Annotated in this window: 14 protein-coding genes; 9 read left to right on the forward strand and 5 right to left on the reverse strand. The window is 32.4% G+C overall.

Annotated elements, in window-relative coordinates; translation table 11 throughout:
* Positions 1-106 precede the first annotated feature (106 nt).
* Positions 107-2,581, forward strand: a complete 2,475-nt coding sequence (locus ACHRVX_RS12595) for a zinc-dependent metalloprotease (RefSeq protein WP_395332682.1) — start codon at positions 107-109, stop codon at positions 2,579-2,581.
* Between the two features lie 55 nt (positions 2,582-2,636).
* On the opposite strand, the gene ACHRVX_RS12600 is transcribed toward ACHRVX_RS12595, so the two are convergent.
* Together ACHRVX_RS12600 and ACHRVX_RS12605 are read right to left on the reverse strand one after the other, a co-directional pair.
* Positions 2,637-3,383: a hypothetical protein gene (locus tag ACHRVX_RS12600; protein WP_395332684.1), complete on the reverse strand. Its 747-nt coding sequence runs from the start codon at positions 3,381-3,383 to the stop codon at positions 2,637-2,639.
* 163 nt (positions 3,384-3,546) lie between these two features.
* Positions 3,547-3,987, reverse strand: coding sequence for a hypothetical protein (locus tag ACHRVX_RS12605; RefSeq protein ID WP_395332686.1), 441 nt, complete (start codon positions 3,985-3,987; stop codon positions 3,547-3,549).
* A gap of 219 nt (positions 3,988-4,206) precedes the next feature.
* Here ACHRVX_RS12605 and ACHRVX_RS12610 point away from each other — a divergent pair, with 219 nt between their 5' ends.
* Positions 4,207-5,229, forward strand: coding sequence for a 2-hydroxyacid dehydrogenase (locus tag ACHRVX_RS12610; RefSeq protein WP_395332688.1), 1,023 nt, complete (start codon positions 4,207-4,209; stop codon positions 5,227-5,229).
* Between the two features lie 90 nt (positions 5,230-5,319).
* The gene (locus ACHRVX_RS12615) at positions 5,320-5,922 is read left to right on the forward strand and encodes a hypothetical protein (protein WP_395332690.1); all 603 of its coding nucleotides are present in this window, start codon (positions 5,320-5,322) and stop codon (positions 5,920-5,922) included.
* Between the two features lie 10 nt (positions 5,923-5,932).
* On the opposite strand, the gene ACHRVX_RS12620 is transcribed toward ACHRVX_RS12615, so the two are convergent.
* The gene (locus ACHRVX_RS12620; RefSeq protein WP_395332692.1) at positions 5,933-6,364 is read right to left on the reverse strand and encodes a hypothetical protein; all 432 of its coding nucleotides are present in this window, start codon (positions 6,362-6,364) and stop codon (positions 5,933-5,935) included.
* A gap of 122 nt (positions 6,365-6,486) precedes the next feature.
* Complete coding sequence (lysS, locus tag ACHRVX_RS12625) at positions 6,487-8,190, reverse strand: lysine--tRNA ligase (RefSeq protein WP_395332694.1); 1,704 nt, start codon at positions 8,188-8,190, stop codon at positions 6,487-6,489.
* Between the two features lie 369 nt (positions 8,191-8,559).
* On the opposite strand from lysS, the gene ACHRVX_RS12630 reads away from it, so the two are divergent.
* From ACHRVX_RS12630 to ACHRVX_RS12650, 5 genes are all read left to right on the forward strand, one after another.
* Complete coding sequence (locus tag ACHRVX_RS12630) at positions 8,560-9,285, forward strand: hypothetical protein (RefSeq protein ID WP_395332696.1); 726 nt, start codon at positions 8,560-8,562, stop codon at positions 9,283-9,285.
* A gap of 228 nt (positions 9,286-9,513) precedes the next feature.
* Positions 9,514-10,269 carry a hypothetical protein gene (locus tag ACHRVX_RS12635; protein WP_395332698.1) on the forward strand — a complete coding sequence of 252 codons (756 nt, stop codon included), beginning with the start codon at positions 9,514-9,516 and terminating at the stop codon, positions 10,267-10,269.
* Between the two features lie 5 nt (positions 10,270-10,274).
* On the forward strand, positions 10,275-10,973 hold the full coding sequence (lipB, locus tag ACHRVX_RS12640; protein ID WP_395332700.1) for a lipoyl(octanoyl) transferase LipB: 699 nt from the start codon (positions 10,275-10,277) through the stop codon (positions 10,971-10,973).
* Between the two features lie 24 nt (positions 10,974-10,997).
* Positions 10,998-11,165 (forward strand): AraC family transcriptional regulator, encoded by a 168-nt coding sequence (locus ACHRVX_RS12645; RefSeq protein WP_395332701.1) that lies wholly within the window; start codon positions 10,998-11,000, stop codon positions 11,163-11,165.
* 79 nt (positions 11,166-11,244) lie between these two features.
* The gene (locus ACHRVX_RS12650) at positions 11,245-11,835 is read left to right on the forward strand and encodes an NAD(P)H-dependent oxidoreductase (protein ID WP_395332703.1); all 591 of its coding nucleotides are present in this window, start codon (positions 11,245-11,247) and stop codon (positions 11,833-11,835) included.
* Here the strand turns inward: ACHRVX_RS12650 and ACHRVX_RS12655 are convergent.
* The gene (locus ACHRVX_RS12655; RefSeq protein WP_395332705.1) at positions 11,832-12,491 is read right to left on the reverse strand and encodes a ribonuclease HII; all 660 of its coding nucleotides are present in this window, start codon (positions 12,489-12,491) and stop codon (positions 11,832-11,834) included. The two genes, ACHRVX_RS12650 and ACHRVX_RS12655, sit on opposite strands and share 4 nt — an antisense overlap.
* A gap of 644 nt (positions 12,492-13,135) precedes the next feature.
* Here ACHRVX_RS12655 and ACHRVX_RS12660 point away from each other — a divergent pair.
* Positions 13,136-16,240, forward strand: a complete 3,105-nt coding sequence (locus ACHRVX_RS12660; RefSeq protein ID WP_395332707.1) for a SusC/RagA family TonB-linked outer membrane protein — start codon at positions 13,136-13,138, stop codon at positions 16,238-16,240.
* Positions 16,241-16,245: the final 5 nt, after the last annotated feature.

Here is a 16,245-nt window from a genome sequence, read left to right on the forward strand (position 1 = left end):
AAAGTAAAATAGAGTAGTTAATGAAAAGTTAATAAGGCTGATTCTCTGCATATATTTAGAATAAAAATTATTTTTGTTTATTGAATAACCATTAAACCTACAATAAATGAAGAAGTTTTTCATTTTTACTACAATGGCATTTTTTATGCTGTTTTCTACTACCCAATTTGCCCAATCGAATAAGAAAAATTCTAAAAAAGAGGAAACTGTAGTTCCACCGCCTGAAAAAAAATCCGAATCTGCCATTAAAGAATATAGTAAAGTAATTACTAAAGACGCCGTTTCTGATGATGGACTTTTTAAGGTTCACAAAGTCGATAAAAAATATTATTTCGAAATCCCGAATAAATACCTGAACAAGGATATGCTTTTAGTAAGCAGATTAGCTAAACTTCCTTCAAATTTAGGTGGAGGATATGTAAATGCCGGATCTGAAACTAACGAACAATTAATAGTTTGGCAGCGTTTTCAGGATAAAATTCTCATCAAATCAAAATCATATAATGCGGTTGCAAATGATAGTTTGCCTATTAGTATATCTGTAAAATCCAATAATTATGATCCTACATTATTTGCTTTTGATATTGTGGCTTTTAGCAAGGATTCAGCAAATACAGTGATTGATGTTACTAAATTTTATAATACAGATGTCAAAGCAATCAGCGGAATATCTGCACAAATGCGAGAAACGTATAAAGTAAAAGGACTTGATGATTCAAGAAGCTTTATTAATACCATTAAAAGTTTCCCCATGAATATCGAAGTCATTCAGGATATGACTTACAATGCATCAAAACCATCCATGCTGGAAGATACAGAGTCGATAAGCATCCAGATGAATCAATCAATGGTTTTATTGCCGGAAATCCCTATGAAACCAAGATTAGCAGATTCAAGAGTAGGTTGGTTCACAGTTAGTCAATACGATTACGGAAGCAACGAATTAAAATCTGACCTTAAAACCTATATTCGCCGCTGGAGATTAGAACCCAAAGATCCTGAAGCGTACAACAGAGGAGAATTAGTTGAACCAATAAAACCAATTGTTTATTATTTAGATCCTGCAACACCGGAAAAGTTGCGAAAATACATTAAGCAAGGAATTGAAGAATGGCAAAAACCTTTTGAAGCGGCAGGTTTTAAAAATGCTATTATTGCAAAAGATGCGCCAACAAAAGAGGAAGATCCTGATTTTAGTCCGGAAGATATTCGTTATTCGGTAATTCGTTATGTTGCAAGTACAACCCGAAATGCAGTTGGACCAAGCGTTTCTGATCCCAGAACGGGCGAAATTATCGAAAGTGATGTTATCTGGTATCACAACCATTTGCGTTCGTACAGGAACCGTTATATGTTAGAAACCGGAGCAGCAAATCCGTTAGCGAGAACATTGCAAACCGGCGATGAAGAAATGGGCGAAATGATGCGTATGGTAATTGCCTACGAAGTAGGACATGCGCTAGGATTTCCGCACAATATGGGGGCAAGTTGCGCTTATGATGTTGAAAGTTACAGAAATGGTGATTTCACGCAGCAAAACGGAATTTCGGCAAGTATCATGGATTATGCCCGTTATAATTATATTGCCCAGCCGGGAGATAAAAATATTCGTTTTATTCGAAAAATGGGGGCTTATGATCAATATGCGGTAAACTGGGGTTACAGAGTGATCCCGAATGCAAAATCTCCTCAGGATGAAACGGCAACTTTAGACAAATGGATTCTGGAGAAAGCAGGAAATCCGCTTTATAAATTTGGGAAACAAAGCAGTGCTTTTGATCCTACAACCCAAACGGAAGATATTGGGAATAATTCTATGAAGGCGAGTAGTTACGGAATGAAAAATCTGGAATATGTTGCTGCTCATTTAAATGAATGGACGAGCAATGTTACCAATGATTATACTGATTTAGACGAATTGTACAAGGAGATGCTCGATGTTTGGAGCAGATATGTGGGTCATGTTGTAACCAATGTTGGTGGCGTCTATGAAAATATGAAAAGACCAAATCAGGCAGGAAATGTTTATGAAGTAGTCCCAAAAGCAAAACAAACAGAAGCAATGAACTGGCTTCAGGCAAATGCTTTTGCTTCGCCAACCTGGATTGTGAATGTCAATACATTAAAAAATACTGATTTTGCAGGTTATTCAGAAAGGTTCAGAAATTTACAGGTTCGCCATTTAAATAATTTATTAAGTATTGGTCGAATTGGACGATTAATGGATAATGAAATTCTTGGTGCAGATACTTACAAAGCTTTGGATTTATTAGGAGATACTCGAAAAGGAATCTGGAAAGAGGCTGCAACGCCGGCAAATGTAACAATATACCGAAGAAATTTGCAACGTGGTTATCTGGACAGAATGGGCGCTTTAATGACGGAAGAAATTAAACCTACAGACAGATCAACTATTTATTATAATGTAGCACAATCTGATGTGAGAGCTTTGGTTCGTGGCGAATTAACGGCTTTAAAAAATACACTTTCAGCAGCGAAAGCAAGACCTGTAAATACAGAAACAAAATACCATTATGAAGATTGTATCAAACGAATTGATTTAATTCTTAATCCGAAATAGGAAATATATAGAATCAAAAAGAGGCTTGTTAAAAGCCTCTTTTTTTTGATCTCAATTACATTTTATCTTTTCGGTGATCTTTCATTTTGTCTTTATGTTCTTTTTGAATCGCTGTCCATTTTGTGTATTGTTCGGCAGTTAAAATAGATTTCATTTTTGCATCATTAGCTTTGTGATCTTCTTCCATTTGTTTTTTTATGGCTTCTTTTTCAGCATCGGTAGGTTTTTTATCTCCTCTGCTTTTTTTAAGCATGGCCATTTTTGTACTTCTGTCAGATAAAAGTTCACTTACTTTTTTTTGCTGATCAGCGTTTAAGTTTAGATCAGTTGTTAATTTTTGTAAATGTGCCTGATCACGTTCTTGTGGAGATTTCATATCTCTTTTGCCTTTGTGATCGCTTTTACCGTGACGATCTTTTTCATGATCTTTTTTAAGTGCAGTCCATTTTGTGTATTGGTCAGCATTTAAAATTGCTTTCATTTTAGCATCATTTGCCGCTTTTTCCGTTTCCATTTGTTTTTTGAAAGCTTCTTTTTCTGCGGCAGTAGGTTTTACTTTAGAATCTTTTTTAGCCTCTTTAAATTTTTCGGCTTTCGTGCTTCTCTCTGCTAAAAGCTGTTTTACTTGTTCTTGTTGCTTTTTATCTAAACTCAATTCAGATGTTAACTTTTGTAAATGCTTTTCATTACGTTGTTCCGGAGTTAATTTTTCTCTTTGATCACGTGTTGATTTCTGATTGATGTCTTGTGCAAAACTTACTACTCCAACGAATAATAAAGCTGCGATAAATAATTTTTTCATAATTCGTTTTTTTTAAAGGTTTATATCGATTAGACTTCAATAACTCTGCTAAGTTTAATTACATTGTCAGATTTATCTTTTAATTAACAGAAATTATTAATGAAAACTTAATAGAATCCGAAACAAAAAAGAGGCTTATTCGCCTCTTTTCTATATACCATATTTAGTTATTTTCTTTTTTGTATTCTCTCATTTTCTCTCTGGCCTTGTCTTTATTCTCTTCTTGAATAGTAGTCCATTTTTTGTATTGATCGGCATTTAAAATTCCTTTCATTTTAGTATCATTTGCCTCTTTTTCAGCAATCATTTGATTTTTAAAAGCTTCTCTTTCAGCAGCAGTTGGTTTTACATTGCTGTCTTTTCGATCTTTTCTTTCTGCCTTAAACTTTTCCGCCTTAGCACTTTTTTCAGCTAAAAATTGTTTTACCTGTACTTGTTGGTTCGCATCTAAATTTAAGTCAGTAGTCAGTTTTTGCAAATGTTTTTCATTACGCTGTTCCGGAGTTAGTTTTTCTCTTGGTTCACGTGCAGGTTTTTGATCTGCGTCTTGTGCAAAACTTGCTAATCCAACGAATAACAAAGCTGCGATAAATAATTTTTTCATGATGTAAGTTTTTTAATTGTTATATCGTTTAGACTTTCTCAAATTAATTAGGTTTAATCTGATAATCATAATTATAATTTTTTTAACGAAATATAAAATTGACTATTGCATTTCTTAATCATAAAAAAAGTTCGATTATAAGCTCTTTTTGTATGATAAGAAATTTACTTCAAAAATAATTGCTTAATTTAGTACAACATGAAGTAAAACAAAAAGAATATGAGTTTAGATATCCAATCAAATAATAAAATTGCTTTTTTTTCGACGCAACCTTACGACAAAACATTTTTTAATAAGTATAATAGCGAGTTTGGTTTTGAGTTGGATTTTTTTGAAACCCAATTAAATCCTCAGACAGTTATTCTAATCGAAAATGCTACAATTGTCTGCGTTTTTGTAAATGATATTGTAAATGAAGCGGTAATCAGGCAATTGGCAGAAAAGGGCGTAAAAATCATTGCTTTGCGTTGCGCGGGATTTAATAATGTCGATCTGGAAGCTGCGAAAAAATACAATTTAAAAGTGTGCCGAGTTCCTGCATATTCTCCGCAAGCAGTTGCAGAACATGCCATGGCAATGATTTTGACCTTAAACAGAAAAACACATAAAGCCTATAACAGAGTTCGTGAACAAAACTTCTCTTTGAACGGACTATTAGGTTTCGATTTATTCGGGAAAACAATTGGAATTATAGGAACGGGAAATATTGGGAAGGCTTTTGCCAAAATAGCATTAGGATTTGGCTGTAAAGTTTTGGCTTATGATATTGTGACAAATTCTGAAATGGAAAAAGACGGCGTTGCATTTGTTTATTTGGAAGAAATCTTTAAAGCCAGTGATATTATTTCGCTTCATTGCCCTTTAAACGATCAAACGAAACATATAATCAATAAAAAATCTATCGATGAAATGAAAGACAGCGTTATGATTATTAATACCAGTCGTGGCGGATTAATAGAAACTGCTTGTGTAATTGAAGGTTTGAAAGAAGGCAAAATTGGCTATCTGGGAATTGATGTTTACGAACAAGAGGAAAAGTTATTCTTCAGAGATTTATCTGCAGATATTATTCAGGATGATGCGATTCAGCGTTTAATGAGTTTTCCGAATGTTTTGGTTACGGCACATCAGGCGTTTTTTACCAATGAAGCCTTAACGCAAATTGCTTTGGTGACTTTTAGTAATATAAAAGATTTACTGACTAATAATGATATTGAAAACAAAGCAGCTTTGCTGGTTTAAAAAATAAATTGCATTAGATTGGCAAACCCGACAGGTTTTAAAACCTGTCGGGTTTAGAAACGTAATCACAAGAATTAAAAAACAGGAAGTATGAGAAATAAAATAGTAATGGCATTTATGATTTTAGGAATGATTTCATGCCAAAATAAAGATAAAAACGAATCAAAAAGTATCATTAAAACAATTGCTGAAGATACTTTATCAAAAACAGCTGCAGGAACTGCCGATGTAAGTGACGCTCCTGGAAAAGATGATAAAGCAGTTGAATTGATTCGGAAACAATTGAATATTTTGTTAAAGAAAGATCTTCCGGCAATGACAAAAGAAGACAGATTTTTTTACTACGAAGCTTTTGATTTGAATAATGATAAAAAAGACGAGTATTTCATAGGTTTCTCAAATCCCTATTTCTGCGGAAGCGGTGGCTGTACAGGATATATTTTAAACAATGACGGTAGTTTAATCAACAAATTTACTGTAACTGATTTCCCGATTTTTGTGACAACTACATCATCAGATAAATTTTATGATCTTATATTTGAAACCGGAGGAAAATTTCATCTTGTAAAAATGAAAAACGGAAAGTATCCATCAAATCCATCAGTTCAGGAAGTTTGGAAAGGTGATGTTTCGAAAGAAACTACAAAGGTTTTGGATCTTCAGGGCAAGAAATTAGAGAAGTATTCGTTTTAAAAAATTACGTTTACGACTGATTTCGAATAGATAAATTTTTAATCAATTTATAGATTGCCATAATTAAACCTGATCCAAAAAATAATAATCCAATATAACCAATAATCATTTTGATTACATTATTGCCTCTTTTAAATTCTTCAGGATATAAAATAAGAAACAAACAATTTAAAACAAATATTAAGCAAGCAAAAAACATAGAAATATTGGTTTCAAATGTGTTCCTATTTGTGTCAACTTTCTTTTCTTTAATAAGATAATAGATGTAGCCTAGACCTCCAAAGAAAAGAATAGTATTGGCATATATAAATCTATTTTTAATTAAAACGGTTTCAGGAAATTCTAATTCAGGATTTATAAAAGAATCGATCAATAGATAAATTCCCAGTATTGTGGCTAAAATAAATATCGTATTGAGAAGGTAATTTTTAATTTTTGACATAAGGTTTTCTAATTCATTAAATTTAAATAAAAACCCGACAGATTGAAAAAAATCTGTCGGGTTTAAATACTATTGAATCAATTATTGAATTGGATTTTCTAAAATTGAAATTTTAAAGGAATCTATCCCAACAACTCAACCATTTTAAAATCACCTTCAACAGCCACTTTAGTTAAACCGTGTTTAGATAAGTTTTTCATAGAAGCATCCCATTTTTTACCACTTAAATTTGCAGTAATTTTTAATTGCTGAAGATCCATTTTATTTTCATTTCCTTTCAATAAATCAACGATAAATTTCTCTTCATCAGAAAGTTCAATCTGAGCTTGTTTTTTCTCCGGACGCATTTGCGGGAACAATAAAACTTCCTGAATCGATGCGTTGTTTGTTAAATACATAATCAAGCGGTCCATACCAATTCCCATTCCGGATGTTGGAGGCATTCCGTATTCAAGTGCTCTTAAAAAGTCTTCGTCAATAATTCCGTTTGCTTCATCATCACCTTTTTCAGATAAACGCATTTGATCTTCAAAACGCTCACGCTGATCAATTGGATCGTTTAATTCAGAATATGCATTTGCGATTTCTTTACCACAAACCATTAATTCAAAACGCTCAGTAAGTTCAGGATTATCGCGGTGTTCTTTACATAAAGGCGACATTTCTTTAGGATAATCAGTAATAAAAGTGGGCTGAATATAATTTCCTTCGCATTTAGCGCCAAAAATCTCATCAATCAATTTTCCTTTCCCCATTGTTTTATCAACGTCGATTCCCATTCCTCTCGCAGCTTCAAACAATTCATCTTCACTTTTGCCTGAAATATCAAAACCTGTAAAATGTTTGATAGAATCCGTCATTGTTACACGGGCGTAAGGCGCTTTAAAGTTAATTTGGTGTTCACCAAAGGTAACTTCGCTGGTTCCGTTTACGGCAATGGCACAATGCTCCAATAAACCTTCGGCAAATTCCATCATCCAGTTGTAGTCTTTGTAGGCTACATATATTTCCATAGCGGTAAATTCAGGATTATGTGTTCTGTCCATTCCTTCATTTCTAAAGTTTTTCGAGAATTCATAAACACCTTCAAAACCACCAACAATTAATCTTTTTAAGTACAATTCGTTTGCAATACGCATGTAAAGCGGAATATCAAGCGAATTATGGTGCGTAGTAAAAGGTCTTGCCGCAGCGCCACCCGGAATTGGTTGTAAAACCGGAGTTTCAACTTCAAGATAACCTGCATCATTAAAATAACCACGCATAGCGGTGAATAACTTGGTACGTTTTATAAATGTTTCTTTAACATTTTGATTCACTGTTAAATCTACATAACGCATTCTGTAACGCAGTTCAGGATCATTAAAAGCATCATGAATGTTGCCTTCCTCATCAACTTTAGGTAAAGGCAGCGGACGTAAAGTCTTGCTTAAAAAAGTAAATCCGTCAACACGAATACATTGCGCACCAACTTTTGTAGTAAACAATTCACCTTCGATACCAATAAAGTCACCTAAATCAGTTAATTTTTTAAATACCGTATTGTATAAAGTTTTATCATCATCTACACACAAAACATCGCGATTCACGTACAATTGCAAACGTCCTTCACTATCCTGCAATTCAGCAAAACAAGCTTTACCCTGATCTCTCACACTCATTAAACGTCCGGCAACAATCACCTTCTTACCTTCTTCAAAAGATTCTTTAATCTGCTTCGAAGTATGATTTACTGGAAAAAGATTAGCAGGATAAGGATTGATTCCTAAGTTGCGTAAGTTTTGAAGTTTTTCTCTTCTAATGATTTCTTGTTCTGATAATGCCATTTTGTGCTCTTTTTTAAGTGTGCAAAGATAAAGAAAAGAATGTACACTTTTGAATGCAGTTTTTAGATTTTTTGCAGCATCAATTTTTGTGTTTTTAATCCCCTTTTGTTCCGCTATTCCCTTGAGTTTTTTTGCAGAAAAAGCAAAAAAGGATTTCGCTTCAAATCAAATTCGCTGAATTCATATGAAAATAAATGTTAAGGGAAGTAATCGAAATTCCATAAAGAAAATTGCCAATCTTTGTCGAATTACGAGTGTGATTCTACTTGGTCAAAATGGAATACAGAATAAAAAATGTTATTTGCTAAAAGATGAAAGCAAAACAAAACGCTATATCTTAGCCACTCAAAAGCTCAGAACCTTCAAAGAATGAAATACATATCAATATTAATTTTATTAATTGTTTCTGCAAGTTGCCAGATTACGGAAACCATAAACATAAATTCAGACGGAAGTGGGAGCATTGAAATTGTTCAGCTTCGTGATGAAAATAGTTACATGCAAATGTCCGGAGAAAAGTATTCAAGAGAAGAAGCTTTTAAGGATACAACATATGTTTTTCAGGAATTTATCACAAAATATAATGAAACATTTTTAAAATATACACCGCTGGAACAGCAATTGTTTAAAAGCTATTCTACTGTAAAAGTAAATATTAAAAAAAGCTCTTTCGAAAAAGAATTCCGAAATACATTTACCCAAGATTTTAATAAAGTTTCCGATATTGCTGATTTGTATAAAACAGAACGTTATGCAAGTGATTTAAAAAACAATTATGCTTTAACAGCAGAAAATGATTATTTTAAAGTAGAATATTCCTTTGAGGGAAAAATTTTTAAACGTTTAGTTTCGATTACAAATCAAAACCAACTTCAAAAAGAGAAAGAGGAATTTAAAAAGTTAGGAGCTAAATATAGCGCATTAAAACTAACACAATCCTATGTTTTGCGGTATCATTTTCCGGGGAAAATAAAATCAGTTTCAAATGAAAAAGCGATTCTTAGTCCGGATAAAAAAACAGTAACCGCAGAATTCCTACTTTCAGATTGTATGCAAAACCCTGAAATGACGAATTTAGAGATTGTTTTAGAGTGAATTATCAGCCACAGATTTGAAGGATTTAAACAAATTGAAAGCTGATTTTTTATTTGAGGTGACGATCTTTGTTAGAGTTTTAAATTTGACAAACATTCAATCAGAATTAAACTGTGTTTAATCCGTTTAAATCTGTTAAATCGCTGAGCAATTTCAGCATAAACAAATTCCCAAATCAACGATTAACAATTAAAAATAGTCTTCGTATCTTTGATAAAAATTAGTCATATGAAATTATACAAATTACTTAGTTTTGCTTTTTTGTTTGCAACATTAACAAGTTGTACAGTAACCGAAAATATGTATGTAAATGATAACGGAAACGGAAAATTTTCTGTTGATATTGATGGTTCATCGTTAATGGCAATGGCTGGCGATCAGCTTGGTGATCAAATGGGAGCCGACGCTAAAAAAAATATAGATTCTACTTTTACCTTCAAACAATTATTTGAAGAGAAAAAAGACAGTATTGCAAAATTATCGACAGAGACTCAAAAAGAACTTAAAAAACTGGAAAACTATGCCGTAAATACTAAAATGAACGGAGAGAAAAAAGAGTTTTTAATGGCATTTTCTACTGATTTTAAAAATGTAAATGAATTGCATGATGTGCTGCAATCTTTAAGCGCGTTACAAAAATTAGAAGGAGCAGGCAGTCCTGCAACCCCTTTTGGTAATGGTTTAGGAAACAATAATAGTAATTTGAGTTTTACATACGATGGAAAGAAATTTACGCGTAAATCAGTAATCGACAAACAAAAACTAGCAGCAAAAGCAAAAGATTCGTCGGCAGATATGTCTAAAATGATTTTTGCTTCTTCCAGTTATACTATAAAATATCATTTTCCTAAAAAAGTCAAAAAAGTATCTAATCCAGGTGCTTTGTTTAGTGAAGATCGAAAAACAATTACAATTCAATACCCTTTCACGGATTATATGGAGAATCCTGACAAACTTAACTTTGATGTTGAGTTTGAAAAATAATTAAAATGAATAAAAAAATTCAACTTCAGGATTTAGGAAGTAGAGACTATAAATCCACTTGGGAATATCAGGAAGAAATTTTTAAGGATATAGTCGACTTAAAAATCAAAAACAGAAGAGAAGAACTCGATTTAGAGACACCAAATTATTTATTGTTTGTAGAACATCCGCACGTTTATACATTAGGAAAAAGTGGTGATCTGGAAAATTTATTATTAAATGAAAAACAGCTCGAAGCCAAAGGAGCAACTTTTTATAAAATCAATCGTGGTGGCGATATCACCTATCACGGGCCGGGACAAATTGTAGGTTATCCTATTTTGGACCTGGAAAATTTCTTTACAGACATTCACAAATACTTGCGTTTTCTGGAGGAAGCTATTATTCTGACTCTAGAAGAATACGGTTTAAAATGTGGTAGGAGTGAAGGAGAAACAGGAGTCTGGCTGGATGCAGGAACTCCGTTTGCACGTAAAATTTGCGCACTTGGCGTTCGTGCTTCACGTTGGGTTACCATGCATGGATTTGCTCTTAATGTTAACGTAGATTTGGGTTATTTTGATAATATAATTCCGTGTGGAATACGCGGGAAAGGCGTTACTTCGTTACAAGTAGAATTAGGCGTGGAAAAAGTAGATGAAGATGAAGTAAAAGCTAAAATTGTAAAACATCTGACTCATTTGTTTGAAGCAGAATTTGTTTAAGAGTTTTCTAAAATACAAAAAAGGATGAAAAATGCTGTTATTTCAACCAAAACAGATTGGATTTCTATAGTAGATCAATGTGGTTATTATAATCAAAGTCAGTTAATACATGACTTTAAATATTATATGAATATTTCTCCAACAAAATTTTTGAAATTCCAGAACGATATTTGTGGTTCAAAAACAATGTAAACTCTCATTTCGTTTTCATACAATTGTACCTAAACCTTGCGTTCTACATTTGTCATGTTAATCTTTAAAAATAGAAAACATGAAAAATTTAATTGTATACGCACATCCAAATTCGACGAGTTTAAATCATTTCTTTAAACAAACTGTTATTGAAAGTCTTGAGAAATCAGGACAAGAAATTGTCATTCGTGATTTAAATCAAATTAATTTTAATCCGGTTTTATCTCTTGATGATATGCACGGACAAAGAAAAGGGCAAATTACTAAAGATGTTAAAACGGAACAAGATTTTATTACTTGGGCGGATCGTATTATTTTTATTTACCCAATTTGGTGGACCGGAATGCCTGCGATTATGAAAGGTTATATTGATCGTGTATTCAGTTATGGATTCGCTTACAGATATGATCAGGGAATTCAAAAAGGATTATTGACAGGAAAACAAACAATCATTATAAATTCGCACGGAAAATCAAATGCTGAATATGAAGCAACGGGAATGGATAAAGCTTTAGCCTTAACTTCAGATACAGGAATTTTTACTTATTGCGGATTAGAAATTGAAAAACATTTTTATTTTGATAAAGCAGATAGAGCTTCTCCTGAAAATATATTCGAATGGGAAAACGAATTGATTTCTGTTTTAAAACAAAATCCACTCATAATTTAAAATTCTAATTCCAGTTGTTCCGGTAAGAGTCTAAAACTCATTCGGTGGTATTTTGTAGTTCCGTATTTTTTAATGGCTTCCCGATGTTCTTTAGTTGGATAACCTTTATTCTGCTTCCAATTGTACATCGGGAATTCTTCATGGATTTTATGCATATATTCATCACGATATGTTTTGGCTAAAACAGAAGCCGCAGCAATACTTAAAAATTTTGCATCTCCTTTTATGATACATTGATTAGGTATAGATTTTAGTAATTCTATTTCTGTTGTAGAAAATTGTTTTCCAAAATTGTTTTTCAAACCTAATTTTGAGTTCAGGGCTCTGTTGCCATCTACAATAACAAATTCAGGAATCTGATTTAGTTTTAAAATACATTCGTGCATTCCTTTCATCGAAGCATTCAGGATATTGATTTCATCAATTTCATCAGCATGTAAATGTGTTACTGAATAGCAAACTGCATGTTGTTCAATAATGGGTTTTAATAATTCTCTTGTTTTTTCAGAAAGCTGTTTACTGTCATTTAAAAATTGATGCTCAAAATCAGCGGGTAAAATTACTGCAGCAGCAGTTACAGGTCCGGCGAGACAACCGCGACCAGCTTCGTCTGTTCCTGTTTCTAAAATAAAACCTGAGAAATTTTTTGCGAGCATTTTGTTTTTTGGCGAATATTACGAAATTTTCTGTTTTATGACTACAATTTTTAGAAAATTTTAATTTTAAACAAAGTTGATTGCTCTGGGAAGTAAAATTAAATCATAAGTTTTATTCATAATATTGTGATCTTAAGAAATAATAAAAAAGAATAAGATTGATTGCAATAGATTTATCTGATATGGTAGAAAAAATAGAAATCTACATAACCAGCGAAATAAGGTAGTTTGGTCTATTTGTTTACGTTTTTTAAGAATATACCTGACAATTTTTTTGAATGTATTTTATTCTTTATAGAATATTGTAAAATAATTAAGCTTATTGTTGAGAATTACTTAGGAATTATCAATAAATCAAAAAACATAGCCATTTTAACGATCTTAATAAAAGATTGTGCACTTTTTTAATAAGTTAATGAATTAGGACTTGCTTGTGTTAAAATTGTGTTAACTAAATCATTATAGTTAAATTGAGTTTTTAATAAATTTTAAAGAATATAACTACTAAAAATGCTGAAACTTGTGAATTTTATGATTGATGTTAATAGATGTTTAATAATTTAGATTAAAATTAAGTTAAAATATTTTGGTGTTTTAAGAAATAATTAAGATGTTTGCGACATACTAATTCAAAATAAATTAAAATGAAATTAAAATTACAATGGATTTGTACGCTACTAATAGCGTTGTCTATGCAGTTTTCTTTCGCTCAGGAGAGAACTGTTACTGGAAAAGTCTCTGATAAGACAGGGGTAATTCCAGGAGTAAATGTTGCTGTGAAAGGATCAAAGGCAAATACTCAAACAGATTTTGACGGAAGTTATTCTGTTAAAGCAAAAACTGGAGATGTGTTAGTTTTTTCATATGTAGGTATGAATAACAAGCAAGTTACTGTTGGTACTTCAAACACGGTAAATGTTGAATTGGAGTCTGAGGCTCAATTAATGAATGAGGTTGTGGTTGTTGGTTACGGTGTACAAAAGAGAAAAGAAGTAACCGGTTCTATTTCTAAAATTGCTGGAAAAGATATCACTAACTTAGTAACTCCAAGTTTTGAGGGTGTTTTAGCTGGTAGAGCGACAGGTGTGCAGGTATTAACTAATACAGGTCTTATTGGAGCTGCTCCAAAAATTAGAATTAGAGGTATTGCATCTATTTCTGGAAGTACAGAGCCTTTAATTGTTGTAGATGGTATTCCTATTTACTCTGGAGATATAGGTGGTGTATCATCAACAAATGGTTTGGCAGATATCAACCCGGAAGATATTGAATCTTTTGATATTTTAAAAGATGGTGCTGCAACAGCTATTTATGGATCTAGAGCTGCAAATGGAGTTATCTTGATTACAACTAAAAGTGGAAAAAAAGGTGCTTTAAAAGTAAGTTATTCAAGTGTATTTGGTGTTGCTAGTGCAGCTAAAAAATACGATGTATTGGAGACTCCTGATTTCTTAGTTATTTCTAATGAGAAAAGAACAAATGCAGGACAAACCCCATGGGCTGTTGGTAATACATTTAATACAGATTGGCAAAGTGCTGTTTTAAGAAATGCTCCACAAACGACTCATAATCTTAATTTTAGTGGAGGTTCTGATAAAACGAAGTATTATCTATCTTTAGGTGTTATGGATTTAGATGGTATCAATTTAGCGAATAGTATGAAAAAATATTCTGTTAGAGCTAATATTGACCAAGATATTAACAGATGGTTAAGCATTGGTACAAATTTAAACGTGAACAGAACTGAGTATAATGGATTGAATAGTAGTGCGAGTGGTTTGTCAGGAAATATTTTTAATACAATCAGACAATTGCCAAATACACCTATTTATGATGCTCTTGATCCAACAGGTTATAACCTTTCGTCAAATAATGCGACAGTTGGTCAATGGGACAATTTAGCTCCTGCAGGAGATAATATCACAAATATTCTTTATGTTCTTGATCACAATAAATATAAATCAACTACAACGAGAATTATTGCAAGCGCATTTGCAAATGCAAAAATTACTTCTGATTTGAGTTATAAGTTACAAGTGAGTGGTGATAACGCTATAACTGATGGTTTTCAATATTGGAATCCAATTCATGGTGACGGACGTGGATCAAATGGATATGCGTACCAGGATAATACAAATCTTTTAAGATGGAACTGGCAAAATATTGTGAACTATAAGCACACTTTTGCTGAAGATCATAACATTGGGGCAACAGGGGTTGCTGAATATCAAAAATCAAAATCAAAAAATTTCTGGGGTACAGGAACTGATATTTTAAGTGATTTCTTTGATGAGAATTTAGTAAGTAATACTTATAATACTAAAGATTCTGGTGGTGGTGTTTCTGAAAAAGGAATCATATCATACTTAGGTCGTTTTACATATAACTATAAAGAGAAGTATTTTATTAACGGTTCTATTAGACGTGACGGAATTTCACAATTCGAATCAGATGTTAGATACCATAATTTCCCGGGAATTTCTGCAGGTTGGACAGTTTCTAAAGAAAGCTTCATGGAAGGAATCAGCAACACGATTTCTGACTTTAAATTAAGAGGTTCTTATTCTGAAGTGGGTAACGTAGATATTTTAAATGGAGCTGCTTATCCTTCAAAAGGTCTTACAGTAGGTTCGCCTTACGGAAATTCAACAGGTATTGGTTATTACCAATTTGGTAACGCTTCATTACAATGGGAAACGAGTAATAAAATTGACTTTGGTGCAGATTTTGGATTCTTAAACAATCGTTTAACATTAGCATTTGATTACTATAAAAACGATATTGATGGTTTAGTGTTAGCTGCGCCAACTCCTCCTTCTATTGGTATTCCTAATAATACAATCAACCAAAACGTTGGTAAAATGTACAATCAAGGATACGAATTTGCTGTTAGTTTTAAAGCAATTAATACTGCAAATTTCACATGGGACGTTTCTTCTAACTTAACGCTTACTAAAAATAAAGTTACTGCTTTATACCAAGGACAAGCAATAGTAGGAGGTTCATCTACAGATACCAATATTGCTCCTAATATTATTATTAAAGAGGGAGAATCTATTAACTCTTTATATGGATTTAGATATTATGGAGTTAACAAAGCAAATGGTAATCCGGTTTATTACAAAGCTGATGGTAGTTTAGTACAAGGAAATTTACCAGGTGCAACTTTCTCTGTTTATGATCCTAATAATCCAGCTGCAGTAGGTGCAGCAGCAACATTAGCAACTGCTGATAAAACTATTTTAGGTAATACATTGCCTACTTATTATGGTGCATTTACTTCAAGTATGAAATATAAAAACCTTGATTTTGGTTTTATGTTTAGATTTAGTGGAGGAAATAAAATTTTCAACTCTACAAGAAGAGAGTTAATGAACACAAATTTCAACAATAACGGAACAGAAATTTTAGGAAGATGGCAAAGTGTTGATAATCCTGGAGACGGATGGACACCAAGATTATATGCAAGTACAAATACTGCGTCAAATCTAACTGGAAGCGCAAGTACTCGTTTTGTAGAAAAAGGTGATTTTATCTCACTTGATAATATTAGTATTGGTTACACATTGCCTAAAATGTTGATGGATAAAATAGGAGTTGATACTTTCAGGCTTTTTGTTCAGGCTCAAAATATCTGGTTAATTTCAGACTATAAGGGTATAAATCCTGAAATGGAAACATCTGGAGTAGATATTAATGGTACACCACGTTCTAAAGTGATATCAGTTGGATTAAATGTAAGTTTATAATAAAT

It is taken from the genome of Flavobacterium sp. FlaQc-47 (assembly GCF_044006475.1).
Lineage (GTDB): Bacteria > Bacteroidota > Bacteroidia > Flavobacteriales > Flavobacteriaceae > Flavobacterium.

Excerpts from the sequence above, each read along its gene's own strand:
- ACHRVX_RS12595 (WP_395332682.1), top strand. The coding sequence starts at position 107 with ATGAAGAAGTTTTTCATTTTTACTACAATGGCATTTTTTATGCTGTTT.
- ACHRVX_RS12600 (WP_395332684.1), bottom strand. The coding sequence starts at position 3,383 with ATGAAAAAATTATTTATCGCAGCTTTATTATTCGTTGGAGTAGTAAGT.
- ACHRVX_RS12605 (WP_395332686.1), bottom strand. The coding sequence starts at position 3,987 with ATGAAAAAATTATTTATCGCAGCTTTGTTATTCGTTGGATTAGCAAGT.
- ACHRVX_RS12610 (WP_395332688.1), top strand. The coding sequence starts at position 4,207 with ATGAGTTTAGATATCCAATCAAATAATAAAATTGCTTTTTTTTCGACG.
- ACHRVX_RS12615 (WP_395332690.1), top strand. The coding sequence starts at position 5,320 with ATGAGAAATAAAATAGTAATGGCATTTATGATTTTAGGAATGATTTCA.
- ACHRVX_RS12620 (WP_395332692.1), bottom strand. The coding sequence starts at position 6,364 with ATGTCAAAAATTAAAAATTACCTTCTCAATACGATATTTATTTTAGCC.
- lysS (WP_395332694.1), bottom strand. The coding sequence starts at position 8,190 with ATGGCATTATCAGAACAAGAAATCATTAGAAGAGAAAAACTTCAAAAC.
- ACHRVX_RS12630 (WP_395332696.1), top strand. The coding sequence starts at position 8,560 with ATGAAATACATATCAATATTAATTTTATTAATTGTTTCTGCAAGTTGC.
- ACHRVX_RS12635 (WP_395332698.1), top strand. The coding sequence starts at position 9,514 with ATGAAATTATACAAATTACTTAGTTTTGCTTTTTTGTTTGCAACATTA.
- lipB (WP_395332700.1), top strand. The coding sequence starts at position 10,275 with ATGAATAAAAAAATTCAACTTCAGGATTTAGGAAGTAGAGACTATAAA.
- ACHRVX_RS12645 (WP_395332701.1), top strand. The coding sequence starts at position 10,998 with ATGAAAAATGCTGTTATTTCAACCAAAACAGATTGGATTTCTATAGTA.
- ACHRVX_RS12650 (WP_395332703.1), top strand. The coding sequence starts at position 11,245 with ATGAAAAATTTAATTGTATACGCACATCCAAATTCGACGAGTTTAAAT.
- ACHRVX_RS12655 (WP_395332705.1), bottom strand. The coding sequence starts at position 12,491 with ATGCTCGCAAAAAATTTCTCAGGTTTTATTTTAGAAACAGGAACAGAC.
- ACHRVX_RS12660 (WP_395332707.1), top strand. The coding sequence starts at position 13,136 with ATGAAATTAAAATTACAATGGATTTGTACGCTACTAATAGCGTTGTCT.